Source organism: Ruegeria sp. S84, from assembly GCF_056583445.1.
The window spans coordinates 3,309,251-3,332,213 of the sequence record NZ_CM152618.1 but is presented as its reverse complement, the minus strand read 5'-3'; the positions used below and the strand labels follow the sequence as shown (position 1 = coordinate 3,332,213).

The following is a 22,963-nucleotide window of genomic DNA, read 5'->3' as shown; positions in this document are numbered from 1 at the left end:
GTCGATAAATGAATGAATTTACGACGATATCCGATCGTTTCTTGGTTTATTTCTTTTCTTCGATCAAAAGCTCTTCTATGAGCGCGCCCAACAGTTGCGTCCTCGATTTGACCTTGGCTTTTTTGTAGATTGAATTGTTCTGGGACTTGATTGTTCCCTCGCTGGTCTCGCGCAGTTTAGCTATTTCTGCGAGGGACAGGCCCTTTACGGTGAGAAGTGCAACATCTCGTTCCGCAGCACTAAGGCCCCAACGGTCGAACTGTAGTTCCAGCATTCGAAAAAACTCGCCTTGAGCCTTCCGCAGGTTCTGTTTGACTTCTTGGTGACGTCGCAAAAACAGCCTGTGGCTTTGCCAAATCAAAAGCCCCCCAAGAATAAACCCAAATAGGGTGATGAGAGCCGTGATTTCATGGACCACCCAACTCGCGGAAAAAATGTAGTACCCTGTTATTTCGCCAATCAATTCGATCACAAACGTCAAAGCAGAGATCGCATATACAGCGATCCCCGCTTTGAACATGGCTTCTTTTTTAAACCATTTGTTCAAACCCCAATCTCGCTTGGGCTCAAGTTGGAAGCTGAATTAATCATCGTCGCCTTCGTCATCCCCTTCGCCATCGTCACCTTCACCGTCGCGCTCGCCATCGTCGCCTTCGCTATCGCGTTCGCCGTCATCGCCTTCGCTATCGCGTTCGCCGTCATCGCCTTCGCTGTCGCGCTCGCCATCGTCGCCCTCGCTGTCGCGCTCACCATCGTCGCCTTCGCTATCGTTTTCCCCATCGCCTTCGTCATCGTCACCTTCGTCATCAAATCCTTCGTCGTCATCTTCGTCATCAAAATCTTCGTCGTCATCTTCCTCATCGTCGAACTCATCGTCTCGCTCTGAACGATCCCGAACGATGGTTCCGTCTTTCCCCAGCACCACTTCTCTCTCGATTCCAGGTCCAGTCGCTTCAAAGCGAAGATTCCCAAACAGCGTGTTGGTTATTTCGATTCGTTGGAAACCTTGTTCTGTGAGTTCGTCGATGATGTCTTGCTTGGTGGTTTGCGAAAGCGCCGTGGTGGCCATCAGAACGAAAGTTGATGTCAGACCGATAGTTTTCTTGTTCATGTTCCCATCCTCAAAGGAATTGCCAATTGAACTAAAACATCGGCGCTTTGCGATGGGAATATAACTTAGGTTGGTTAGGCCAGACTTGAACCAAAGAACTATATCCTCAACGGTACTGGGTAATGCGCGCAATGTGCGGGAACGTGGATTTGGAGAGCGCCGAAAAATTTTTCAGGAGCAAATTCCTGAATTTGATCTCGGACCGATCTGAATTTACAGCCATGTAGTTTTTGAAGGTGACACCGAGGATATGCCCGAAGCCAAGAAATTCGAAAAGCTCTTCTCTACTCCAATGATGCGATTTGTGGTGCCTAACAGTGCAGCGCTTAATGCGGCGATTCTGTTTGAGGCCGAAAAGATGCGTGAGGAAGACGAGGGTGCCTCAAAATCCAATCGCGGCGGATGGCACTCAAACGGAAACCTCTTTGATCGCGATACGCCCGCTATTCAGAATTTGCGAGACGCGGCCGAAGATGCGGTGTTTCAAATAACGCGAAAGGTCTCAGACAAAGTTGAACTGGATAAACTTCGCCTGAAACTGTTCGGGTGGATAAACGACAATCCTTCCGGCGGGTACAATGCGCCGCATACTCATCCCGGCGCGCATTGGTCTGGAGTGTACTATGTTTCTCAACCCGAGATCGAAGAAGGTTCGTCTGGAATGATTGAGTTTCTCGACCCTCGAAACGAGTTGCCTCACTGGCGCATACTTCAGGCGAGTGCTTTTCGGAACAAAAAGAAGCTGCGCCCGGCAGCCGGCGAAATGATCCTTTTTCCATCCTATCTGACTCATTGGGTCCACCCAAACCAAAGTAAAGAAAGCCGCGTCACGGTTGCCTTCAACGCAACCTTTCGACGTCCAAAATCGGATCCCAGTTAATCGCCTCGAGATACGCAGCCTCTGTGGTATCGAACATCATGGCAATGTTTCGCCTGGTCAACGCAGTCAGCGCAGCTTTCAGTTTCCATCAGAAGCTACAATCCTTTGGCAGCGAGACCGCGTTCAACTGACGTATCCGATCCCAACCACCGCCTCGGCGGGCGTGCCCACAGTCGATCCAACCATAGCCAATCTGCCTTTTTCGATCAGTGCCGCTTTCGAGCCCTGCGCGTCACAGTAAACGATATGTTAACACTTCTAAGTTGAGTTAGCTCAAAGTTAAGGAAATCCAAATCATCTGGGACGTCGCCGCGCTTTGGCCTCTATCACCATCTTTGAGATCGACGGAGATCCGTTTGGCAACCCCAGTGTGACGGTGACCCAGGGGTTTCAGGTCACCATTACTGATGATGATAATTTTCTCGAAAATCCGGACAACAACGGCAGCCAACAGTTCGATACCCTCCCAATCCCCGGGCTGAACAACTCCGGCAGCTTTCAGATATTTGAAGGCTACAGCGCGACGGTCCGAGGTGCACCGGTCACCTACACACTGCTGCAATTCTCGGGTACGCAATATATCGTTGTGACCTCGGGAAACGTTGCTGTTAACGATGTACTGACAGGCAACTCACTGGCCCAGGGTACTGCACCTGCGGTCGAATATGATAACCTTCCCAGCTTTGTCTGCTTTACTTCGGGATCACATATTCTGACACCGTCGGGCCAGCGTCTGATCGAAGAAGTCAAAGCAGGCGATCATGTGATCACCGCAGATGGCACCGGTCGGGCCGTGCGCTGGGTGGGTCAGCGACGGCTGAGTGAGGCGGATCTGAGACAGACCCCTAAGCATTGCCCGATCCGGATCAATGCGGGCAGTCTTGGGCCGCAGACACCATCGCGAGATCTGCTGCTGTCACCTCAACATCGGGTTGTCGTGTCCTCACCTGCATTGGAATTGCATCATAGTTACCCGATGATGTTGGCGACGGCCAAGTCTCTGCTCAACGGCAAATCTATCACGCAAGTTCCGCCAAGCGGGGGCGTCGAGTACATTCACATTCTATTCGACCAGCATGAGCTGGTGAATGTCGAAGGATTGTGGTCGGAATCGTTTTATCCCGGCGGATATACGCTGGACGCGATGAGCAATGCAGTGAAGGAGGAACTATTCGAGCTGTTCCCTGAGCTTCATTCCGACACAGGCGGCTATGGTGATACGGTGCTGCCGGTTCTGAAACCGTACGAAGTGCAGATGCTGCGCCCGGAGCTATGTGCCCCTTGCGGCGCAGCCTCGGCGTTTGCGCATTAGAAGAAGCCGGGGGCTTTCGCCCCCTGCCCGTTGATCCGATTACGACGGCGCTTTGGTTTTGCGCAGATAGGGGAAGATCGTCTCGAACTCGCCGAACTTCTCTTTTGCCTCATCGTTGGAGACCGCAGGTGGAATGATCACATCCTCACCCGGCACCCAATTTGCGGGGGTTGCCACGCCCTTGGCGCTCATCTGCAGGCCATCGAGTGCACGCAGAATCTCGGCAAAGTTGCGGCCCACGGTCATCGGGTAGGTCATGGACAGTTTCAACTGCTTATCGGGTCCGATGATAAAGACAGAGCGTACAGTTGCGCTGTCGGCAGGCGTGCGGCCGTCGGGCAGATAGGCCTCGGCCGGCAGCATGTCGAAGGCTTTGGACACAGCCAGACCGTCATCGGCGATGATCGGGAAGCCGGGGTTGGCGTTGCCATAGGCCTCGATATCTTTTTTCCACTTCTTATGATCTTCGACACCGTCCACGGACACGCCGATCACTTTGGTGTTCCGCGCCGCCCATTCATCGTTCAACTGCGCAACTGCCGAAAACTCGGTCGTGCAAACAGGGGTGAAGTCCTTGGGGTGTGAGAACAGGATGGCCCAGCTATCGCCAATCCAGTCATGAAACTGGACGGTGCCCTGATCTGTCTCTGCGGTGAAATTCGGGACCGTATCATTGATGCGCAAACCCATTGGGAAACTCCTTTCCTGTGAAAAATCGCGAGTCGATTGCTGCCAACCTAATCACTTTGCGCAGAGGTTAAACCATTCATGTTGCGCTGTCAGAAGATTCAGTAGGTAGATAATTTGATCAAATTATGTTTTACCCTTGCCCGACACCCGGGTGGGTGACAGAGTGCGAATGAAAACCGACCGTTCGGTCGATTGATTCCTGATCCGGAGGATGAGCCATGATCGAAAAACGCGATTTCTATATCAACGGCAAATGGGTCGCCCCATCAGAGCCGAATGATTTCGAAGTGATCGACCCGTCGACCGAAGAACCATGCGCGGTGATCTCATTGGGGTCAGAGGCTGACACTAACGCAGCGGTCGCCGCGGCCAAAGCTGCTCTGCCTGGTTGGATGGCAACCCCGGTGGACGAGCGCATCGCTTTGGTAGAGAAACTGGTCGATATTTACGCCACCCGCTCAGAGGATCTGGCCCAGGCGATGTCGATGGAGATGGGTGCACCGATCGATATGGCGCGCAGCCAGCAATCGGGTGCGGGGATCTATCACTTAAAAAACTTCATCCGTGCCGCCAAGGCGTTCCAATTCGAACGCCCACTGGGCGATCATGCGCCGAATGACCGGATCATCTATGAAGCGGTGGGTGTGGCAGCCCTGATCACCCCATGGAATTGGCCGATGAATCAGGTCACGCTCAAAGTCGGGGCCGCCGCGATTGCGGGCTGCACGATGGTGCTGAAACCGTCCGAGCAAAGCCCGCTGAACGCGATGATCTTTGCTGAGATGATGGATGAGGCTGGTTTCCCGGCTGGTGTTTTCAACCTGGTAAATGGCGATGGCGTGGGCGTGGGCTCTCAGCTCTCGGGGCACGCAGATGTTGATATGGTCAGCTTCACCGGTTCGACCCGCGCGGGCACGGCGATTTCCAAGAATGCGGCGGATACACTGAAGAAAGTGCATCTGGAACTGGGCGGCAAAGGGGCCAATGTGGTCTTCGCCGATGCCGACGAAAAGGCGGTGAAACGCGGCGTCCTGCACATGATGAACAACACCGGTCAAAGCTGTAACGCGCCCAGCCGGATGCTGGTGCAGCGTCCGATCTATGATCAGGCGGTTGAGACAGCCGCCGAAGTGGCAAACAAGGTCACCGTCGGCAGTGCCACCGAGGAAGGCCGACATATCGGACCGGTGGTGAACGAAGTGCAGTGGACCAAAATTCAGGACCTGATCCAGAAAGGAATTGATGACGGCGCGCGTCTGGTGGCCGGCGGTACCGGTCGCCCTGAAGGACTGAACAAGGGCTACTATGTGCGTCCTACGGTCTTTGCAGATGCCAACAACCAGATGACCATCGCGCGCGAGGAGATTTTTGGCCCGGTTCTGACCATGATCCCCTTCGATACCGAAGAAGAAGCCATCGAGATTGCCAATGACACACCTTACGGGCTGACCAATTATGTTCAGACCCAAGACGGTGCACGCGCCAACCGAATGGCTCGCGTCTTGCGGTCGGGCATGGTTGAGATGAACGGCCAGTCGCGCAGCGCTGGGTCCCCGTTTGGTGGGATGAAACAGTCCGGCAATGGCCGCGAAGGCGGGGTTTGGGGCTTGGAGGACTTCCTTGAAGTCAAAGCCGTTGGCGGTTGGGCCGCCGAATAACCCGGTTTTGGTGGTATCAAAATGTGAGGCACCCTAAGGGTGCCTCGCTTTGTTTCTTAGGCAGGTCGGACGATAAGCTGCGGCTCTCCGTCCGACGTGTGACGGGTGGATCGACCATCCCAGCCAATCTCACCTGTCACCCGCTGGCGAAGGGACGAAAAACTGTCGAACCGGACCACATCTACGGGCACGTCGAACTGAAGGGTCACCCGGCGATGTCCGCCATCCCCAATCATGGTCAGACCGCGGATTTCGGCGGTGAAGGGCTGACCCAGATATCGGCCCTCAACCCGGTCACCAACGCGCAACTGCACTCGATTTCCTGCCATCGCGTGCAACGTGTTCCAATCCCACGCACCGAGTTGATGCGCCAACAGTTCCAGCGCCTCGCTATGCGATAGCTTCACTCCGGCGTCCTGCAGGCGTTTGCGCAGGCGTTTTGCCTGCTCTTTCAGCTCCGCAACCGGAGCGATGTTCTGAATATGTGTCATGGTGTGCCTCGTTTCCTGAAACGGGCGCGAAATCTGGACGGGGTTCGCATTGCCATCCGCGCGCCTGGAAAGGGCAACAGATGTGATTCAATCGGGTTTCACCAAAGCCTAAGGCCGCGAACGGCAGGGGACCCGAACCTGCCGTGCATATGGCAACGACGCGCCAGAATGTCAATCAGGCGTCGGCCTGCGCCGCCTCATAGGCCAGCATGGCGCGCTTGACGGGCAATCCCCAGTGGTAGCCACCCAGGCCGCCCGATTTGCGTAAGGCACGGTGGCAGGGGATCAGCCAACTGACCGGGTTGCGCCCAACTGCGGTGCCCACGGCGCGCACCGCTTGGGGTGAGCCGACCCGCTGCGCGATCTCGGAATAGGTGGTGACCTGCCCCGAAGGGATGTGCATCAGCGCTTCCCATACCTTGATCTGCAGTGGTGAGCCGATCAGGTAGAGCGGGGTCGGCTCCAACCGGTCGCTGGCCGCACCGAAGGCGCTGAGCACCCAAGGCCGCAGGCGCATCGGGTCCTCGACAAAATCAGCATTGGGCCAACGAGAGATCATGTCTTCCATCGCCGCCTCCTCGCCTGTCTCGGCCCCAAAGGCGATTCCACAGATTCCCTTGTCAGTTCCCATAACCAGCGCAGGGCCAAAGGGGCATTCGAACCAGCCCCAGTAGATCGTGAGACCTGCGCCTTTGCGGGCATATTCACCGGGGCTCATGGATTCCCATTTCAGGAACAGGTCATGAAGCCGCCCACTGCCGGACAGCCCCACATTATGAGCGGTTTCCAGCGTGGTGAAACGCTCGTGCAACAGAGCTTTGGCATGGCCAAGGGTCAGGTATTGCTGGTATCGCTTCGGAGAGACCCCGGTCCAGCGTGAGAACAGACGCTGAAAATGGGCAGGGCTCATATCCATCTGGCGAGCCAACTCATCAAGACTGAGACTCTCTCCGCCTTGATCGATCAATTCGATCGCGCGCCGCATGACGTTATAATGATATCCGCTTTCTGCTGTCTGGACGTTCATCGGTCACCTCATCAGTTACAGGAACAGTAACTTGCCCCTGTCGATCTTGCGACCCGGAACCTGCGCTTTATCTTGTCAACTGAGTTGACGAATCAAATCGATTTCTCCTACCATTCAGGTATGGGACACAGGTTGGATCAGATTTATCAGGCAGTTCAGGCCACCCGGCCTTTGCTGCGGAACATCACGGCAGCAGTTGAGCAGGGCAGCCAGCGCAAAGGCGTGACCGTCGGGCAACGTGCCCTTTTGGAAGGTCTGTCGCTATCTCCCGGCGCGACAGCCCCAGTGCTATGCGCCGAGCTGCAGCTGAAACGACAATATGTCTCGCGCATCTTAAAAGAGCTGATGGGCGCACAGCTGATCGAAAGCCAGCCCAATCCCAAACGTGCTGGCACCTACTGCTACCGGCTGAGCCCTGCGGGCGAAGAGACGATCACGGCAATCAGAGCGGATGAGATGGCCAAGCTGACACGCTTTGCACAGGATTTTTCTGCGTCAGAGCTTGCCGCCTATCACAAGGTTCAGCTGGCCCTGACCCGCTATTTCGCAGAACTCGCCAAGGAGGCCTGACATGACCGTCTTTTGGATAATGGCGGCAAGCATCATGATCGCCGTGTTGTACATCCTCTTGCAAATCCGAAAAATTGGCACTCCGACAACCGGAGCCAAAATAGACCTGGCATCGCGGCCTGAAACGGCGCTGCTGGTGATCGATATGCAAACAGATTTTACCTCGATACCCGCCTGGGATGACGCGCAAATTGAGGGTGCCTTGTCGACGATCCGGTCAACGACGGACAGCGCCCGCCAGTCTGACTGGTCCGTGATTGCCATCCGTCATGAATTCAAGGGACGGCTGGCGAACTTGCTGAACGGGTGGTTCAATCAGGGGCGCGGCAACGCAGGTTCCGACGGAGTTGGGTTGGATCCGCGTCTTACGCTGAATCCCGATGCCGAGTTTGTAAAATCCGTAGGTGACGCCTTTTCTTCGCCGGGTTTTGAACAGTTCCTGCGAGACAAACGGATCGGAACGCTGGTTCTGACAGGGTTGGACGGGTGTCATTGCGTGAATAAGACCGCGCAGGGCGCGCTCAATCGAGGATACCGGGTTCAGATCAATTCGGCAGCCGTTCTGGCGGCTGATCCGAACCGGTGGCAGGGGATCAGGGATCAACTTGCAACGGCGGGGGTGGATTTCCGACTGCAGAAGTGAGGCATAGGGATAAATCGACCAAGACCCGCGCCTAGGCAAAATCAAAACGCACCTTTTCAATTGCGACCGCTTGTCTGGCAGGGCATTAAGGCTCGGATGGCCAAACAAATCGGATACCACAAGATCCGCGAGATCTTTACGCGTTTTCACGACGCCGACCCTGAACCCAAGGGCGAGTTGGAGCATGTAAACGTCTATACTCTGGTCGTTGCCGTCGCACTGTCAGCGCAGGCGACCGATGCCGGCGTCAACAAGGCTACGCGCGCGCTATTCAAGATCGCCGACACGCCACAGAAGATGCTGGATCTGGGCGAAGAAGGTCTGATCGAACATATCAAGACCATCGGCCTGTTCCGCCAGAAGGCCAAGAACGTAATCAAGCTGAGTCGCATTCTGGTCGAAGACTATGGCGGTGAGGTGCCCAACTCCCGCGCGGCGCTTCAATCGCTACCGGGTGTGGGGCGCAAGACAGCCAATGTTGTCCTAAACATGTGGTGGCGATATCCGGCGCAGGCCGTGGACACGCATATCTTTCGCGTCGGCAACCGCACCGGCATCTGCCCGGGCAAGAATGTGGACGCCGTCGAACGCGCCATCGAAGACAACATACCGACCGACTTTCAGCTGCATGCGCATCACTGGCTGATCCTGCATGGCCGCTATCACTGCAAGGCACGCAAACCGCAGTGCCCTACCTGTATCATCCGCGATCTCTGCGAATTTGAGGACAAGACTCTATGAAAACCTACCAACTGACCGGCATCGGAAACGCCGTTGTGGACGTGATTTCCCAAGCCGATGACAGTTTCCTTGAGCTGATGGGCATCGAAAAGGGCATCATGCAGCTGATCGAACAGGAACGCGGCGAGGTACTGTACGCCTCGATGGAAGGCCGGGTGCAGACTCCGGGTGGCTCGGTTGCCAATACCATTGCGGGTGCGGGTGCACTGGGTCTGGATTCGGCGTTTATCGGGCGGGTGCATGATGATGCGCTGGGCCGTTTCTATGCCGATGCGATGAACGAAGACGGGGTGGATTTTGTGAACCCGCCGGTGCCGGGGGGCGAGCTGCCAACCTCGCGTTCGATGATCTTTGTCTCACCGGATGGCGAGCGGTCGATGAACACCTATCTGGGTATTTCGTCCGAGCTGTCTTCTCGGGATGTCTCGGAAGACGTCGCGGGCAACAGCCAGATCATGTTCCTCGAGGGCTATCTGTTCGACAAGGAAAAGGGCAAAGCCGCGTTCCTTGAAGCCGCGCGCAACTGCCATAAGGGTGGCGGCAAGGCGGGCATCGCCATTTCTGACCCGTTCTGTGTAGAACGGCACCGGGTCGATTTCCTGCTGCTGATCGAGAATGAGCTGGATTTTGTAATCGGCAACGAGGCCGAGATCAAATCGCTGTTCGAAACCGACGATCTTGAGGAGGCGCTGGCGAAAACGGCCGAGATTTGCCCTCTGGTCGTCTGCACCCGGTCTGGCGACGGGGTGACCGTTCTGAACGGCAACGCGCGCATCGATGTACCGGTTGAAAAGGTCGTACCCGTGGACGCGACCGGCGCGGGCGATCAATTCGCCGCCGGGTTCCTTTATGGCATGGCAACAGGCCGCGATTACGAGACCTGTGCGCGGATCGGCAATGTCTGTGCCCGCGAGGTGATCAGCCATATCGGCCCGCGCCCTGAGGCGAACATGCAGGAGTTGCTGCAGGCTGAGGGATTGCTCTGATCCCGCGAAACGCAACGTAACGCTGGTGCGTCACATTTCGGAATGGCTACCCTTTTTTTGGATGTAAGGGGGAGCCAATTCATGTTGGGCAGAGCACTCAGGATCACCGCAGGAACATTGGCGTTGGGGCTTGTGGCCGGCGTTGGGTACTTGCTGATCTCTCCGCCCGACCTGTTGCGAGTCGGGACCAACTATTCTGCCAAGATCGTCTGTTCTAACGTTTTCATCGCCAGGCGGGATGCGCAGGAGGTACTGGCGGTTGATGTGCAGGCGCCCGGGCATCCGTTGCTGAAACACGTCTCGGTCTCGGTAGACCCCGAGGCGCAATCAGTATCCGCAAAGCTACTCGGGATCTTCGCCCCTGCGACCAGCCAATATCGCGAGGGGCTTGGATGTGCGAATACGCATGAGGCCCAACCGGTCAACGCCCAGCTAAACACTCTGCCCGCGCTGTCTGATGCACTTTGGCCGGAAGGCACCACCGTGGCCCCAGCGCAGAACTCCAAATTGGCAATGGTTCTGTCGGACCCGACCATTCTGGGAAAGGGCTTCCGCGCCGTAGTTGTGGTGCATGATGGCCGGATCATTGGTGAGGCTTATGCGGATGGATTCGACGAAAATACCCCTCTTCTGGGTTGGTCAATGACCAAAACCATAACCTCTGGATTGATTGGAACGCTGATAAAATCCGGTCAGATGAAGTTGACGGATACACTGGTCGATTCATTTCCCGATTGGGCAGAGGACAACCGGCAGCACATTACCGTCGAGGATATGTTGACCATGTCCAGCGGCCTGCGATGGAACGAAGGCTATGGTGACGTCTCGGACGTGACTCGGATGTTATATCTGAGCGACGACATGGCGGGGTTTGTCACTTCGCTTGAGGCCGAGGCTGAGCCAAATACTGAATTCAACTATTCGTCGGGCACATCCACCGTCTTGGCGCGGGTCTGGCAGGATCAGGTCAAAGATGACAGCTTGTCCTATCCGCAGCGCGCACTCCTGCTGCCACTGGGCATGACCTCGGCCATACTTGAAACTGATGTTTCTGACACCTTTGTCGGCTCAAGCTATATGTACGCCACAGCGCGGGATTGGGCACGATATGGGCAATTCCTGCTGCAGGGCGGCACATGGGACGGGCAGCAAATTCTGCCCGAAGGGTTCACTGACTGGATGTTCGAACCGGTTGCTGTCTCGGGCGGGGCATATGCCAAAGGTCACTTGTGGCGCGACGTGCCGGGTGGAGAACCCCCGTTCGAAGATGCGGTCTGGATGGCCGGACATGATGGGCAATCGGTCGGGATATTCCCTTCGCGTGATTTGGTGATCGTGCGATTGGGGCTTACACCGTCCGATACCGGTTATTCCCCGCTGCCGCTGGCCAAAGCGGTGATTACGGCGCTTGGTTCCTAACCCGAACTACCCGAAATGCGGCTGAAACGCAGAAAGCACCTGCTGGTAGACGTCCTTTTTGAACGGCACGATCTCATCGACCAGCCGCGTCGTGGTCTGCCATTTCCAATGGGTGAACTCGGGGTGCTCGGTGGCGATGTCGATCTGATCATCCCGGCCCAGAAACCGCATCAGGTACCATTTCTGCTCCTGCCCGCGATACCGGCCCTTCCAGATTTTCGGCACAATGTCATGCGGTAGGTCATAGGGCAGCCAGCCGTCGGTCTCGGCGATGATTTCCACAAGATCAGCGGTCACTCCAGTTTCTTCCCAAAGCTCGCGCAGGGCCGCATCGCGCGGGTCTTCGCCCTTGTCCACGCCACCCTGAGGCATCTGCCAGGCGTCCTTGTGGCGATCATTGCGCTGACCGACAAAGATCTTGCCTTCGGCATTCATCAACATCAGCCCCACGCAGGGGCGATAGGGCAGTTTGGCGATTTCATCAGGGGTCATGCGCGGCCTCGTGATTAAGCTTTGCTGCGTCTCTAGCAAGCGCCGCAGTAAAGGCAAAGGGAATGACGTTAGGTTTCGCGTGACAAAGGTGACGCGAAGGTCAATCTGACGGTCAAAGTCGGGAGGGAGAGTTTGCCATGACTGCGTACCCAAACATGCTGGCCCCGCTGGATCTGGGCTTTACCACGTTGAAGAACCGCGTGCTGATGGGCTCGATGCATACCGGGCTGGAAGAGACTGGCGATTGGAATCGGGTTGCTGAATTCTACGCAGACCGGGCGCGCGGCGGTGTGGCGCTGATGGTGACCGGTGGGATTGGCCCAAACCTTGAAGGCTCGGTGCTGCCGGGGGCTTCGATGATGACCAACGATACAGAGGTGGCGAACCATTCCATCGTCACCCGACGCGTGCATGAGGCTGGCGGCAAGATCGCCATGCAAATCCTGCATGCGGGGCGCTACGCCTATGGGCCGAAATGCGTCGCCCCCAGCCCAGTGAAATCTCCAATTTCTCCGTTTCCGCCGCATGAGCTGGACGAAGAGGGCATCGAGAAGCAGATCGGCGATATCGTCAACGCGGCTGTTCTGGCCCAGAAGGCGGGCTATGACGGGGTCGAGATCATGGGCTCCGAGGGGTATTTCCTGAACCAGTTCCTCGTGACCCACACCAACAAGCGCGAGGATCGCTGGGGTGGGTCATACGAGAACCGGATGCGTCTGCCCATTGAGGTGGTGCGCCGCACGCGGGAAGCCGTGGGGAGCGATTTCATCATCATCTATCGCCTTTCGATGATTGATCTTGTGCCCAATGGGTCGACCCATGACGAAGTCGTTGAACTTGCGCAGCGGATTGAGCAGGCCGGGGCAACGATCATCAACACCGGTATCGGCTGGCACGAGGCGCGGATTCCAACGATTGCCACCAGCGTTCCCCGTGCTGCATTTGCGTGGGTTACCAAGAAGCTGATGGGTAAAGTCGGGATTCCGGTGATCACCTCGAACCGGATCAACACGCCTGAGGTTGCCGAAGAAGTTCTATCGACCGGTTGCGCCGATATGGTGTCTCTGGCGCGGCCGATGCTGGCCGATGCGGATTTCGTGAACAAGGCGATTGCAGATGAAGCCGCGAAGATCGCCCCGTGCATCGCATGCAATCAGGCCTGTCTGGACCACACTTTCAGCGGTAAGCTGACCTCATGCCTGGTCAATCCGCGCGCCTGTCATGAGACCGAATTGGTGATCGGCAAGGCCGAGACACGCAAGACAGTGGCCGTTGTCGGCGCTGGCCCTGCAGGTTTGTCCACCGCGATGACAACTGCCCAGCGCGGCCATGATGTAACCCTGTTTGATCGCGCCGCCGAGATTGGCGGGCAGTTGAACATGGCCAAACAGGTGCCAGGGAAAGAAGAGTTCTGGGGACTGGTCGACTGGTATCGCACCATGATGGACGACCTAGGCGTGACGGTCGAACTGAACCGCGAAGTCACCGCAGATGATCTGATCGGTTATGATGAGGTGGTCATCGCCACCGGCGTCACTCCACGTGATCCACAGATTCCCGGCCAGGATCGGGACAATGTGCTCAGCTACATCGACGTGCTGCGCGACAAGGCCGAGGTCGGCAGCACCGTCGCCGTGATCGGGGCCGGAGGCATCGGGTTCGATGTCTCCGAATTTCTGCTGGAAGACGGTCACAGCCCAACCACGGACCTTCCATTGTGGATGAAGGAATGGGGCGTAACCGACCCCGCAGAACACCGCTCGGGCCTGGCCCCCGAGGGCCCGCAGCCCGAAGCACCAGCACGGCAGGTCACGCTGCTGCAGCGCAAGGCGCAGCGTCACGGCAAGGGGCTAGGAAAGACAACGGGCTGGATCCACCGCGCGACGCTAAAGATGAAGGACGTCAGTTTCGTTGGTGGTGTGAATTATGAGCGCATCGACGAGGACGGCCTGCATGTCAGCTTTGGCGAAACCCGCGATGATCCAACCGTGATCGCAGCCGAGTCGATCGTCCTATGTGCCGGGCAGGTCTCGGACCGGTCGCTGGCGGATGAGCTGATCGAACGTGGAATGACCCCGCATGTGATTGGTGGAGCAGATGTGGCAGCTGAGCTGGACGCCAAACGTGCGATCAATCAGGGCACACGTCTGGCGGCAGCGTTCTGACGTTGTAATGCCAGTGCGCTGGAGAAAGCCGCCCCGGAAGAGGCGGCTTTTTTCGTTTTCCTTGACTCAGTTGTTATCAATATACATATGTACCACATGAGTCAGAAAATAGAACGCACCCAAACAGGAATTCGAATCGAGAAGCGGCTTCTGAAAGTTCTCAAAGGGCTGGCAGAATCGCTGGACATGACCCTTGGCGACCTGATTGAGGGCATCGCGCTGCACAGCTTTGAGAACAAGCCAGCCTTCTCTGAAGAGACACTGAAGAAGATCAAACAGCTCAAAAGTGTCTACGACTTCGATTGGACAGCTGAAGACAGCCACCGTTTCAAGGAGGATGAAGAATGAGCGCATCGCGATACGCCGACGTCACCATCGCATTTGAAGCACACGCAATCGACAACGCAAGGTTCGGACACGCCGAACATGTGCAAGTCGCTTATGACCTGCTACGCAAGTATGATTTCATCGATGCCGCAGCGATCTACGCCAAGGGAATTCGCACGTTAGCAGCGAACGCAGGCGCACCGGACAAGTTCAATCTGACAATCACCTACGCATTTATGAGCCTGATCGCAGAGCGGCTGGCCAACACGCAAGCTACTGACTTTAAGAGTTTCGCACAGGAAAATTCCGACCTGATGGCCAAGTCAGTACTCAACCAATGGTATTCTGCGGAACGTCTCAACACGCAGCTTGCCCGCGATATATTCCTTCTGCCTGCCGCCGCATAATCGCGTTTTGCGGCGGAGGTGAATTGTTACTCCACTGTGATCGTAATCACCTCGGACACAATGGGCGTCGCATGAGGGACGTGGCCTGCATCCCCAAGCACCAGCTGCAAAGTATGCTCACCCGGAGCAAGTTCCAAAGTCACCTCAGTCTGACCGCCACCGAAATGAATGTGATTGTCGTCTGCGGGCAGACCGTATGACAGTTCGTCCGCACCGTCTTCTCCCTGCCCAAGTGGTGGGCGATCAATCAGGAGGTGATGGTGCCCTGTATTTTCCTTCTCGGTTCCAGCGGGGGCAACGCCCATGCCGCTGAGGCCAAAGACTACGGTCACAGGTGATTGCACGGTGTCACCGTCAGACAGGTTGACGAAATAGACCTTCGCATCTGGATTCGATGGTGTTTCCCCTCCGGCCCACGCAAGGCTGGCGGTCAGACACAGGGTAATGACAGCAAATAGGGCTTTCATAGTCTCCTCCGTGGTCACAAAAATGCCATTCTCATCATAGCACGATTGGAAAAAAGTCCAGAAAACGGGGTTTTGTATCGAAAGGCATGGTCCGCGGCATATAGGCCCGGGCGTTTCCTAGTTGCAAACGATCCGATTCAAAACCCTGATATTATCCCATGTCTGCCCAGTTCTTGCCCAGATTGATCGCGATAAAGAGACAACGAACGGAAGACCTGGGGAACGAGAATGGATCGACTAACTGAAATGGAGGCCTTTTCCAACGTGGTGGACCAGGGTGGTTTCACCGACGCGGCCAAGAAAATGGGCATCTCCAAATCAGCCGTGTCTAAACACGTCTCGAGCCTCGAGGCGCGGTTGGGGGCAAGGCTTTTGAACCGGACAACGCGCCGGGTTTCGCCAACCGAGATCGGGTTGGCCTATTATGATCGCGCCCGTCGCGTGCTGAACGACGCAGGCGAAGCGGATGCGCTGGTGACTTCGATGCAATCTGCGCCTTCTGGTCTGCTGCGGATCTCTGTGGCAACAGATTTTGGCGTCAATCACCTGTCGCCGGTCCTGTCGGACTTCCTGTCGGCCTATCCGGACATCACCGTGAACATGGTTCTGAACAACCGCTATGTTGAGCTGATTTCCGAAGGCTTTGACGTGGCCGTGCGCATTGGCGAGCTGGAAGACAGCACGCTGCGCGCCCGCAAGCTGACCGAAACAGTGAAACGCATGGTCGCGTCGCCGAGATATATCGAGCAGTTCGGACGCCCGCAGAAGATCGACGATCTGAACGAACACAAACTGCTGCATTACTCCAGCCAATCCTCGGGCAGCGTGTGGAAGCTGACGGCGCCTTCGGGCGAGAAGCGTCAGGTCCGCACTGCTGGCTGGCTGAGCGTGAATGACGGGCAGTCGCTGCTGAACGCCGCGATCTCGGGGCTTGGGATCGCGCATCTGCCCAGCTATCTATATGCCGAAGCACTGAAATCGGGCGAGGTGGTAGACGCCATGCCATCGCTACCGGATGAGGTTCAGGGCGTCTATGCGGTCTACCCGCCGGGCCGGTTCACCCAGCCCAAGGTGCGGGCGTTCATTGATTTTCTTGTCGAGTCCTTTGCTGAAAAGGGTCCGATGGATTGGTAGAATTCTCCCTGTGGCACCTAAACGGCCCGTGCTGAATGGCACGGGTCTTTTTTTGTCTAGCGATGCATCAGTTAGTCTCTGGTGATACGGCCCGCTGATACAGGTGCCACGTGGTGTGGCCCAGGATCGGCAGCGTGAAAATCAGCCCCAGAAACGCCGGAACCAGCGACAACAGCATGGTAACCGAGATGATCGCCGCCCAACTGAGCATTACCACCGGGCTTTCAGCGACCACGCGAATGGAAGTGAGCATGGCGGAAACAAAGTTGGTTTCCCGATCCAGAAGCATGGGCATGGCCACCACAGTCACCGAGTACAGGACCGCCGACAAAAAAGCGCCGATACAGGTGCCGACCGCCAGAAAGGTCCAGCCTTGCGGTGTGAAGAAGATGGTGTTCATGAACCCTTCGAAATCCGAGAAGGACGCCTTTTGCAGGATGATCGCCAGCCAAAGGCGGATTTGGTAGGTCCATACCCAGAAAATGAACAGGGTGACAAAGGCCATCCAACCCATCTCGCGCTTGCGTTGATGGGCCATGACGCTGAGGATTTCGGACCAACCGAAGCTTTCCCCTTTCTGCATCCTACGGGACATTTCATAAAGCCCGGCGGCCGCAAATGGGGCAACCAGCGGAAAGCCTACGGCGGCAGGAATGATCATCCAGATCTTGCCAAGCCCGACAAGGCACCAAACGAACAGGATGCCGAAAACCGCGTAGAACAGGCCGAAAAAGCCGCTCATGACCGGGTGTGCGAGGAAGTCGGAAAACCCGGCCTTCAGCGATGCGGTAATATCCTCGGCCGTCAGCCTGTTAACCTCGGGCATGGATTGCTGTGGGACCGTGTTATCCGGCGGAGTGGTATCTTCGGTTTTGGATGCCATGACGCATTCCTCCCAAAGCATGGTGACTGGTGGGACAGCCTGCCAACAGGCCTGATGGCAAGACAGACGCACCGATTAGCTGCAAGTGTGCATCAGGCCGCGCCATCAGGGCAAGGGGGACACAGGGCGTCCGCGGTGCTCGCGCCTGTTAGTTGACCAGCAACACCGCCTCGACCCGGCGATTGAGATCGCGGCCCTCGGGCGTAGCGTTAGAGGTAATGGGCGCAAGATAGCCTACGCCCTGCGCCTCGATCCGGTCGGCGGCAACACCGTGCGCTTCGATCAGGCGCGCACGCACGGCTTCCGCCCGTTTGGTGCTGACCGCAATATTGGCCTGCAATGCGCCCGTATCATCCGTGTGCCCTACCAGCGCCAAACGGGTCGAAGGATTGTCGGCCAGATAGCCCGCAAGCAGCGCAAGCGAGGCAAACGGCCCTTCGCCCAGCGCGACTTCGCCGGTGCGAAAGTGCAGGTCATCAAGGATAACATGTCCGGTACTGCTAAGATCGTTTAGCAACCCGGCAGGGCCCTCAACGGTTTCCTCGATCACAAGTGGCTGCGCAGGCTGCGTACCTTGCGGGGTCACCCGGATCATCTGCACATAGCCATCCGGCGGGTTGCGGCTGACCAGCAGGCTCAGCACTTCGTCACCGCGGGAGGCGGATAGAAAACGGTAATCGTGGATCGCCACATACATGTCAGGCGTCGGCACCACTTCGGTGCCAAAGCGGAAATCGAAACCGCCACAATTGCGTGCCTCGCATTCAAACGCGATCTCGAAACCTTGCGCCTGAAGCTGATCCCGAAGCGGTGCAAGAATTTGCAGCGTCGTGCTGGACCCGGCCTGCAGACGCCATGTTAGCCGCTCGACACGCCCTTCGACAGTGCGGGATGGAACTGCGCCGTCGGCAAACACGCCGGTTGGCAGGTCGTAGCTGTCCAATGCACTGGTGCGATCCGAAATCTGCCGGGCGCTGGCGGGCAACGTCAGTTCCTGCGCCTGCACAGGCACGGCCAAAAGGAGGCTAAGGAACAGGAAACGGATCATCGGAACTGTGCGTGATACTCGTGGTTCGGGACCATGGCAGTGGCACTGGCCACGCGGTTGGTCATATTGAAGAAACCGGTGACATTGGCAATGTCCCAGATATCGCGATCCGAAAACCCGACATCGCGTAAAAGCTGGCGATCGGGCTCTTCGATTGTGGTGCTAGCGGTGGTCATCTTGGCTGCGAAATCCAGCATTGCACGTTGGCGCGCGTCCAATTTGGCGACGCGGTAGTTCATGACCAGCATCTCACCCAGCTGCGGATCGCCCGAAAGCTGCCGCACCGCTGCGCCATGAGCCACGAGGCAGTAGAAACATTTGTTGATCGAGGACACCACGACCGCAATCATCTCGCGTTCAAGCTTGGTCAGCCCGCTATCGGCCAGCATCAGATCATTATACATCGAAGTGAAGGCATTCAGCTTGTCGATATCGAAGGCGTAGGCGCGCAGGACATTCGGCACCATTCCCAGTTTCTCGACACATATATCGAAGTATTTCTGCGTCTCTGACGGTAGTGGGTCCACCATTGGCAGATCCAGGGCAGTAGGCATGTCCTGTTTGGTCAATTCGTCCTCCTCAGACGCGCTGGCGATAGTGGTATTCTCCGACGATCTTCATCCCAAGCGAGTGGTAGAGGCCATTGGCCCCCGCGTTCGCCTTGGTACAGATCACGCTAAGCGTCTGCGCGCCATTGTCCAGCGCCCAAAAGGCCGCGGCGCGCATGGCCCACTGGCCCAACCCCTTGCGGCGGTGATCCGGCAGGATTTCGAGCGCGTGAACCATCGCGATACCTTCATGGATCGCCACGAAGCCTGTTCCTGCGGGCTGATCGCTGTGGCGCAACAAAAGGCCGGTCTTTGGGCCCGGTGCCCGGTACATGATCGCAATCCGTTCGGGGCCGATACCGCCCTGCGCCCAGATCTCACGCATGATGGCCAGCGGTTCCCAGATGTTGAAAACAGTCACGCGCGGGATCGGGATATCGGTCAACTGCTGCGCCGGGCAGGAATAAATATTGACCGGATCAAGGATGTCGTAGCCGCGTTGCGCAAGCATTGCATCCAGCGCCTCATCCCCCGGACGCAGGCAGAAGATGCGTTTTTGACCCATCGCCTGCATGGCGCTTTCGGCCGCATCGATATCGGCGCTGGTGACGTCCCCGGTGCGATTGGCGGCAGAAACGCGTGAACCTCCGCCCTGTCCTTGCCGCAGTCGAAGTGGGCCTTGCGTTTGATAGCCGGCGGCAGGCCATGTGCCATCGACAACAGCGGCCCAATCGGGATTCAAAGCTCGATCTCTTTCGCAAGGCGGGTCATGGCGGCATCGATCCGTCCACCCTCGGTGCCGCGCACGACGACGTTGGCTCCGAAGACGCCATTCGTCTGAAACGGATAACAGCCGATCGAAAGATCGCCGAAGTCTTTGGCCAGTGCGGCCAAAGTTGCTGCAATATCGCCTTCACCCCGATCCACACGCAGCGTCTGCGACAAAAGCGGGCTACCTCCGATGAGCGAAGGCAGAACACTTGCAACCATGGCCTGAAAAACCAAAGGCACCCCGGCCATGACATGGACGTTGTTGATGGTAAAGCCGGGCGCGGTCGAGACCGGGTTGTCGATCAATTCGGCCCCTTCCGGAATACGCGCCATGCGCAGGCGAGCGTCGTTCAGCTCCAGCCCGGATTTCTCGTAATGCGCCTCAAGCAATGCACGCGCGTCGTCGCGAACATCGATATGCACGCCAAAGGCACGGGCGATGCAGTCAGCGGTGATGTCGTCATGGGTCGGACCAATACCACCACTGGTAAACACATGGTCATAGGCCTCTGATAGCGCCCTTACGGCTGCCTCAATCGCGGGTGCATCATCGCTGACAATGCGCACCTCTTTCAGGTCAATGCCGTGTTTGGTCAGCTCTCCAGCCAGATAATGCATATTGGCATCGCGGGTGCGGCCCGAAAGGATCTCATCCCCGATCACCAACATTGCAGCGGTTGGATTGGCCATGACGCGCCCTCCCTCTTGATCGACCGTTAGGGCAGGTATAGGCCCTTGGCCATGCGATTTGAAACCCCCTTGTCCCCGCTCGACTGATCCGCCGCTACAAACGCTTTCTGGCAGACTGCAGGCTGGAAGACGGGCGCGAGGTGACAGCCCATTGCGCCAATCCGGGCTCAATGATGGGGCTGGCAGAACCGGGTGAGAAAATCTGGCTGGAGCCCAACGACGATCCGAAGAAAAAGCTGAAATACGGCTGGCGGCTGGTCGATCATGAGAACGGGCATTTCACAGGGGTCGACACATCAGTCCCCAACAAGGCGCTTCGGGTGGCGCTCGAGGCGCGTGAAATCCCCGAGCTGGCCGCCTATGAAACCGTGCGCCCCGAGGTCAAATACGGTGAAAACAGCCGTATCGATTTCCTGCTGACTGGGCCGGGCCTACCCGATGCTTATGTCGAGGTCAAAAGCGTCACCCTCTCACGCCAAGCGGGCCTCGCCGAGTTTCCCGACAGCGTCACCGCACGCGGCACCAAACATTTGGGCGAACTGGCAAAGATGGCCGTACAGGGCCACCGGGCGATCATGCTTTATTTGGTGCAAAGGACCGATTGCAATCGGTTTGCACTGGCCGATGATATTGACCCAGCCTATGCGGCGGCGTTTGAGGCGGCGATAGGGGTTGAACGCTTTGTCGTTGGAACTCGGATCACGCCCGAAGGCGTCTGGGTTGAGCCCGCTCGGCAATGGGGCACGGGCTAGAAACTTCTTTGATAGACCCTATTTACTAGTTGAAAACCGAGCCCTCTGGTACTTTCTGCACAAGCAGCGTAAAAGAAGTGCTGCGTGAAATATTTGGAGTCCCGCACCGATGAAAGAACATCGTGGCCGTCTGACCAAAGACGGTATCCGCATCTATGAACAGAGTGACTTTGCCGGCATGCATGCGGCAGGGGCGCTGGCTGCGCGGATATTGGATGACATTGCTAAACATGTTTTTGTCGGCCAGACCACCGGTGCGATTGACGGGCTGATCACTCAGATGGTCGAGGATGCAGGTGCGGAATCGGCAACCATTGGCTACAAGGGTTATCAGCACGCCAGCTGCATCAGCGTGAACCACGTGGTGTGTCACGGCATTCCGGGTGACAAAAAGCTGAAGGATGGCGACATTCTGAATATCGACGTGACCGTCATCGTTGATGGCTGGTTCGGTGATACGTCGCGCATGTATGTGGCGGGTAAATTGCCGCGCAAGGCCGAACGGCTGATTCAGGTGACCCACGACGCACTGTTCAAAGGTATCGAGATGGTCAAGCCGGGCAATACCTTCGGCGATATCGGCCACGCCATTCAGGCCTATATCGAGGCGCATCGGATGAGCGTTGTACGCGATTTCTGCGGCCACGGTCTGGGCCGGGTGTTCCACGCGCCACCAAATGTCCTGCACTATGGTCGTCCGGGTACCGGAGCTGTGTTGGAAGAGGGCATGTTCTTTACCATCGAGCCGATGGTCAATCTGGGGCGTCCTGAAACCAAGACACTGTCCGATGACTGGACTGCCGTGACCCGCGACAAATCGCTGTCGGCGCAGTTCGAGCATTCGGTCGGTGTGACCGCAGATGGGGTTGAGATTTTCACCTTGTCACCGGGCGGCAAATATCACCCGACCTATTCGTCCTGATCGGTCGCCTGATCGCGTAATAGCTTCAGCAGCAAGGTTTCATCCCGCCACGGGATGACCGCGTCGTGAATGAACACCGGCGCGCGCATCGGTTTGGGCGGAGGCCCAGTTGTGGTGTCGGCGTCTTTCGAAAAAGCCCAGAGCGGAGGTGTGATAGCGCGGTCCATGGACCAAGCATAACACGTTTATGGCTCAAAGTCCCAAAAGCTTGGGCGCATGTAACATGTCGGAGAACACTTCGGCCCCTAGTTCTTCCAATCGCGCACCATCATCATGGGCCGCATAGCCCAGGCAGCGCATATTGGCGCGCATTGCTGCGGTGACACCGTTTTCGCTGTCTTCGATCACAACCGGCACCGTTGCGCCGAAATGCTGGGCAGCGGTCAGGAACAGGGTCGGGTCGGGCTTGCCCGTTCCAAGCACCTGAGCCGAAAACATCACATCTTGAAAACGCTCCCAAAGACCATTCTGGCCCAAAGTGATCTTCATTTTCTCAGGCCGCCCATTTGAGGCGACACAGTAGGGAATGTCGCTTGCATCCAGTTGCGCCAGCAATTCACGGATACCCGCGACCAGAGGCGTGCCTGCTTTCAGCGTCTCGTAGATTTCCGCATAGATTTGATCAGTCCAGTCATCCGGCAGATCAGCCCCCAGCTCGCGCGCCTTGTCGCGCACACCGGTCATGGTGCCGCCAACAAACAGGGACATGCATTCGGCTAAGGACAAGTGCAGGCCATGGCCAGCGAGATTGTCGACCATGACCTGATTGGACAAAACCTCGCTATCGACCAGAACGCCGTCGCAATCAAAGATAACCAGATCGTGCATC

General features: G+C 57.0%; 28 protein-coding genes. 14 read left to right on the top strand and 14 right to left on the bottom strand.

The window, feature by feature from the left end; all coding sequences use genetic code 11:
- Positions 1–46: 46 nt before the first annotated feature.
- Both AC1DFB_RS16650 and AC1DFB_RS16645 read right to left on the bottom strand, forming a co-directional pair.
- Positions 47–547, bottom strand: coding sequence for a helix-turn-helix transcriptional regulator (locus tag AC1DFB_RS16650; protein ID WP_170394711.1), 501 nt, complete (start codon positions 545–547; stop codon positions 47–49).
- A gap of 36 nt (positions 548–583) precedes the next feature.
- Positions 584–1,111: a hypothetical protein gene (locus AC1DFB_RS16645; RefSeq protein ID WP_480895707.1), complete on the bottom strand. Its 528-nt coding sequence runs from the start codon at positions 1,109–1,111 to the stop codon at positions 584–586.
- Positions 1,112–1,361: 250 nt separating this feature from the next.
- On the opposite strand from AC1DFB_RS16645, the gene AC1DFB_RS16640 reads away from it, so the two are divergent.
- The gene (locus tag AC1DFB_RS16640) at positions 1,362–1,991 is read left to right on the top strand and encodes a TIGR02466 family protein (RefSeq protein WP_170426142.1); all 630 of its coding nucleotides are present in this window, start codon (positions 1,362–1,364) and stop codon (positions 1,989–1,991) included.
- Positions 1,992–2,307: 316 nt separating this feature from the next.
- Positions 2,308–3,303 (top strand): Hint domain-containing protein, encoded by a 996-nt coding sequence (locus tag AC1DFB_RS16635; protein WP_480921700.1) that lies wholly within the window; start codon positions 2,308–2,310, stop codon positions 3,301–3,303.
- Positions 3,304–3,342: 39 nt separating this feature from the next.
- Here the strand turns inward: AC1DFB_RS16635 and AC1DFB_RS16630 are convergent, their stop codons facing one another.
- On the bottom strand, positions 3,343–3,993 hold the full coding sequence (locus AC1DFB_RS16630; protein ID WP_170408508.1) for a peroxiredoxin: 651 nt from the start codon (positions 3,991–3,993) through the stop codon (positions 3,343–3,345).
- A gap of 218 nt (positions 3,994–4,211) precedes the next feature.
- Between AC1DFB_RS16630 and AC1DFB_RS16625 the strand changes: the two genes are divergently transcribed.
- On the top strand, positions 4,212–5,651 hold the full coding sequence (locus tag AC1DFB_RS16625) for an aldehyde dehydrogenase family protein (RefSeq protein ID WP_480921699.1): 1,440 nt from the start codon (positions 4,212–4,214) through the stop codon (positions 5,649–5,651).
- 56 nt (positions 5,652–5,707) lie between these two features.
- Here AC1DFB_RS16625 and AC1DFB_RS16620 read toward each other — a convergent pair whose 3' ends face one another.
- A complete protein-coding gene (locus tag AC1DFB_RS16620) occupies positions 5,708–6,142 on the bottom strand; it encodes a glyoxalase superfamily protein (protein ID WP_480921698.1) in 435 nt (144 codons plus the stop codon).
- Between the two features lie 175 nt (positions 6,143–6,317).
- A complete protein-coding gene (locus tag AC1DFB_RS16615) occupies positions 6,318–7,169 on the bottom strand; it encodes a bifunctional helix-turn-helix domain-containing protein/methylated-DNA--[protein]-cysteine S-methyltransferase (protein WP_170394731.1) in 852 nt (283 codons plus the stop codon).
- A gap of 132 nt (positions 7,170–7,301) precedes the next feature.
- Between AC1DFB_RS16615 and AC1DFB_RS16610 the strand changes: the two genes are divergently transcribed.
- The 5 genes from AC1DFB_RS16610 to AC1DFB_RS16590 all read left to right on the top strand — a co-directional run bounded on the left by AC1DFB_RS16610 (position 7,302) and on the right by AC1DFB_RS16590 (position 11,528).
- Positions 7,302–7,739 (top strand): MarR family winged helix-turn-helix transcriptional regulator, encoded by a 438-nt coding sequence (locus AC1DFB_RS16610; protein ID WP_480921697.1) that lies wholly within the window; start codon positions 7,302–7,304, stop codon positions 7,737–7,739.
- 1 nt (position 7,740) lies between these two features.
- Entirely contained in the window at positions 7,741–8,382 is a 642-nt protein-coding gene (locus tag AC1DFB_RS16605; RefSeq protein WP_480921696.1) for a cysteine hydrolase family protein, read from the top strand.
- A gap of 96 nt (positions 8,383–8,478) precedes the next feature.
- On the top strand, positions 8,479–9,123 hold the full coding sequence (gene nth, locus AC1DFB_RS16600) for an endonuclease III (RefSeq protein WP_170466604.1): 645 nt from the start codon (positions 8,479–8,481) through the stop codon (positions 9,121–9,123).
- Positions 9,120–10,109 (top strand): adenosine kinase, encoded by a 990-nt coding sequence (locus AC1DFB_RS16595; protein WP_170802601.1) that lies wholly within the window; start codon positions 9,120–9,122, stop codon positions 10,107–10,109. Before nth ends, AC1DFB_RS16595 begins: the two co-directional genes overlap by 4 nt.
- An 81-nt stretch (positions 10,110–10,190) precedes the next feature.
- Positions 10,191–11,528, top strand: a complete 1,338-nt coding sequence (locus tag AC1DFB_RS16590) for a serine hydrolase domain-containing protein (protein ID WP_170408515.1) — start codon at positions 10,191–10,193, stop codon at positions 11,526–11,528.
- Positions 11,529–11,534: 6 nt separating this feature from the next.
- Here the strand turns inward: AC1DFB_RS16590 and AC1DFB_RS16585 are convergent, their stop codons facing one another.
- Positions 11,535–12,020, bottom strand: a complete 486-nt coding sequence (locus AC1DFB_RS16585; protein ID WP_480921695.1) for an RNA pyrophosphohydrolase — start codon at positions 12,018–12,020, stop codon at positions 11,535–11,537.
- 137 nt (positions 12,021–12,157) lie between these two features.
- Between AC1DFB_RS16585 and AC1DFB_RS16580 the strand changes: the two genes are divergently transcribed.
- From AC1DFB_RS16580 to AC1DFB_RS16570, 3 genes are all read left to right on the top strand, one after another.
- Positions 12,158–14,185, top strand: a complete 2,028-nt coding sequence (locus tag AC1DFB_RS16580) for a 2,4-dienoyl-CoA reductase FMN-binding domain-containing protein (RefSeq protein WP_480921694.1) — start codon at positions 12,158–12,160, stop codon at positions 14,183–14,185.
- A gap of 96 nt (positions 14,186–14,281) precedes the next feature.
- The gene (locus AC1DFB_RS16575; protein ID WP_170394756.1) at positions 14,282–14,533 is read left to right on the top strand and encodes a hypothetical protein; all 252 of its coding nucleotides are present in this window, start codon (positions 14,282–14,284) and stop codon (positions 14,531–14,533) included.
- Positions 14,530–14,919 carry a hypothetical protein gene (locus AC1DFB_RS16570; RefSeq protein WP_480921693.1) on the top strand — a complete coding sequence of 130 codons (390 nt, stop codon included), beginning with the start codon at positions 14,530–14,532 and terminating at the stop codon, positions 14,917–14,919. The genes AC1DFB_RS16575 and AC1DFB_RS16570 overlap by 4 nt, the downstream gene beginning before the upstream one ends.
- A gap of 26 nt (positions 14,920–14,945) precedes the next feature.
- Here the strand turns inward: AC1DFB_RS16570 and AC1DFB_RS16565 are convergent, their stop codons facing one another.
- Positions 14,946–15,386: a DUF4399 domain-containing protein gene (locus AC1DFB_RS16565; RefSeq protein WP_170648822.1), complete on the bottom strand. Its 441-nt coding sequence runs from the start codon at positions 15,384–15,386 to the stop codon at positions 14,946–14,948.
- Positions 15,387–15,614: 228 nt separating this feature from the next.
- Here AC1DFB_RS16565 and AC1DFB_RS16560 point away from each other — a divergent pair, with 228 nt between their 5' ends.
- The gene (locus tag AC1DFB_RS16560; RefSeq protein WP_170394766.1) at positions 15,615–16,520 is read left to right on the top strand and encodes a LysR family transcriptional regulator; all 906 of its coding nucleotides are present in this window, start codon (positions 15,615–15,617) and stop codon (positions 16,518–16,520) included.
- 67 nt (positions 16,521–16,587) lie between these two features.
- Here the strand turns inward: AC1DFB_RS16560 and AC1DFB_RS16555 are convergent, their stop codons facing one another.
- From AC1DFB_RS16555 to AC1DFB_RS16535, 5 genes are all read right to left on the bottom strand, one after another.
- Complete coding sequence (locus AC1DFB_RS16555; protein WP_480921692.1) at positions 16,588–17,403, bottom strand: DUF2189 domain-containing protein; 816 nt, start codon at positions 17,401–17,403, stop codon at positions 16,588–16,590.
- Positions 17,404–17,551: 148 nt separating this feature from the next.
- Entirely contained in the window at positions 17,552–18,451 is a 900-nt protein-coding gene (locus AC1DFB_RS16550) for an OmpA family protein (RefSeq protein ID WP_170514039.1), read from the bottom strand.
- Entirely contained in the window at positions 18,448–19,020 is a 573-nt protein-coding gene (locus AC1DFB_RS16545; RefSeq protein ID WP_170802607.1) for a peroxidase-related enzyme, read from the bottom strand. The genes AC1DFB_RS16550 and AC1DFB_RS16545 overlap by 4 nt, the downstream gene beginning before the upstream one ends.
- Before the next feature lie 10 nt (positions 19,021–19,030).
- Positions 19,031–19,741, bottom strand: coding sequence for a GNAT family N-acetyltransferase (locus AC1DFB_RS16540; protein WP_170408523.1), 711 nt, complete (start codon positions 19,739–19,741; stop codon positions 19,031–19,033).
- On the bottom strand, positions 19,738–20,460 hold the full coding sequence (locus tag AC1DFB_RS16535; RefSeq protein ID WP_480921691.1) for a competence/damage-inducible protein A: 723 nt from the start codon (positions 20,458–20,460) through the stop codon (positions 19,738–19,740). The genes AC1DFB_RS16540 and AC1DFB_RS16535 overlap by 4 nt, the downstream gene beginning before the upstream one ends.
- An 83-nt stretch (positions 20,461–20,543) precedes the next feature.
- Here AC1DFB_RS16535 and sfsA point away from each other — a divergent pair, with 83 nt between their 5' ends.
- Together sfsA and map are read left to right on the top strand one after the other, a co-directional pair.
- Positions 20,544–21,212: a DNA/RNA nuclease SfsA gene (sfsA, locus tag AC1DFB_RS16530; protein ID WP_480922625.1), complete on the top strand. Its 669-nt coding sequence runs from the start codon at positions 20,544–20,546 to the stop codon at positions 21,210–21,212.
- A gap of 109 nt (positions 21,213–21,321) precedes the next feature.
- Positions 21,322–22,134, top strand: coding sequence for a type I methionyl aminopeptidase (gene map / locus AC1DFB_RS16525; protein ID WP_480921690.1), 813 nt, complete (start codon positions 21,322–21,324; stop codon positions 22,132–22,134).
- Here map and AC1DFB_RS16520 read toward each other — a convergent pair.
- Positions 22,122–22,301, bottom strand: a complete 180-nt coding sequence (locus tag AC1DFB_RS16520) for a hypothetical protein (RefSeq protein ID WP_170394788.1) — start codon at positions 22,299–22,301, stop codon at positions 22,122–22,124. The genes map and AC1DFB_RS16520 overlap by 13 nt on opposite strands.
- 25 nt (positions 22,302–22,326) lie before the next feature.
- Positions 22,327–22,962 (bottom strand): HAD family hydrolase, encoded by a 636-nt coding sequence (locus tag AC1DFB_RS16515; RefSeq protein ID WP_170408526.1) that lies wholly within the window; start codon positions 22,960–22,962, stop codon positions 22,327–22,329.
- Between the last annotated feature and the right edge of the window lies 1 nt (position 22,963).

Excerpts from the sequence above, each read along its gene's own strand:
- AC1DFB_RS16555 (WP_480921692.1), bottom strand. The coding sequence starts at position 17,403 with ATGGCATCCAAAACCGAAGATACCACTCCGCCGGATAACACGGTCCCA.
- AC1DFB_RS16580 (WP_480921694.1), top strand. The coding sequence starts at position 12,158 with ATGACTGCGTACCCAAACATGCTGGCCCCGCTGGATCTGGGCTTTACC.
- AC1DFB_RS16560 (WP_170394766.1), top strand. The coding sequence starts at position 15,615 with ATGGATCGACTAACTGAAATGGAGGCCTTTTCCAACGTGGTGGACCAG.
- AC1DFB_RS16605 (WP_480921696.1), top strand. The coding sequence starts at position 7,741 with ATGACCGTCTTTTGGATAATGGCGGCAAGCATCATGATCGCCGTGTTG.
- AC1DFB_RS16595 (WP_170802601.1), top strand. The coding sequence starts at position 9,120 with ATGAAAACCTACCAACTGACCGGCATCGGAAACGCCGTTGTGGACGTG.
- AC1DFB_RS16590 (WP_170408515.1), top strand. The coding sequence starts at position 10,191 with ATGTTGGGCAGAGCACTCAGGATCACCGCAGGAACATTGGCGTTGGGG.
- AC1DFB_RS16620 (WP_480921698.1), bottom strand. The coding sequence starts at position 6,142 with ATGACACATATTCAGAACATCGCTCCGGTTGCGGAGCTGAAAGAGCAG.
- AC1DFB_RS16565 (WP_170648822.1), bottom strand. The coding sequence starts at position 15,386 with ATGAAAGCCCTATTTGCTGTCATTACCCTGTGTCTGACCGCCAGCCTT.
- AC1DFB_RS16630 (WP_170408508.1), bottom strand. The coding sequence starts at position 3,993 with ATGGGTTTGCGCATCAATGATACGGTCCCGAATTTCACCGCAGAGACA.
- map (WP_480921690.1), top strand. The coding sequence starts at position 21,322 with ATGAAAGAACATCGTGGCCGTCTGACCAAAGACGGTATCCGCATCTAT.
- AC1DFB_RS16640 (WP_170426142.1), top strand. The coding sequence starts at position 1,362 with ATGCCCGAAGCCAAGAAATTCGAAAAGCTCTTCTCTACTCCAATGATG.
- nth (WP_170466604.1), top strand. The coding sequence starts at position 8,479 with ATGGCCAAACAAATCGGATACCACAAGATCCGCGAGATCTTTACGCGT.
- AC1DFB_RS16570 (WP_480921693.1), top strand. The coding sequence starts at position 14,530 with ATGAGCGCATCGCGATACGCCGACGTCACCATCGCATTTGAAGCACAC.
- AC1DFB_RS16535 (WP_480921691.1), bottom strand. The coding sequence starts at position 20,460 with ATGGCCAATCCAACCGCTGCAATGTTGGTGATCGGGGATGAGATCCTT.
- AC1DFB_RS16585 (WP_480921695.1), bottom strand. The coding sequence starts at position 12,020 with ATGACCCCTGATGAAATCGCCAAACTGCCCTATCGCCCCTGCGTGGGG.
- AC1DFB_RS16625 (WP_480921699.1), top strand. The coding sequence starts at position 4,212 with ATGATCGAAAAACGCGATTTCTATATCAACGGCAAATGGGTCGCCCCA.
- AC1DFB_RS16645 (WP_480895707.1), bottom strand. The coding sequence starts at position 1,111 with ATGAACAAGAAAACTATCGGTCTGACATCAACTTTCGTTCTGATGGCC.
- AC1DFB_RS16615 (WP_170394731.1), bottom strand. The coding sequence starts at position 7,169 with ATGAACGTCCAGACAGCAGAAAGCGGATATCATTATAACGTCATGCGG.
- AC1DFB_RS16515 (WP_170408526.1), bottom strand. The coding sequence starts at position 22,962 with ATGCACGATCTGGTTATCTTTGATTGCGACGGCGTTCTGGTCGATAGC.
- AC1DFB_RS16550 (WP_170514039.1), bottom strand. The coding sequence starts at position 18,451 with ATGATCCGTTTCCTGTTCCTTAGCCTCCTTTTGGCCGTGCCTGTGCAG.
- AC1DFB_RS16520 (WP_170394788.1), bottom strand. The coding sequence starts at position 22,301 with ATGGACCGCGCTATCACACCTCCGCTCTGGGCTTTTTCGAAAGACGCC.
- AC1DFB_RS16575 (WP_170394756.1), top strand. The coding sequence starts at position 14,282 with ATGAGTCAGAAAATAGAACGCACCCAAACAGGAATTCGAATCGAGAAG.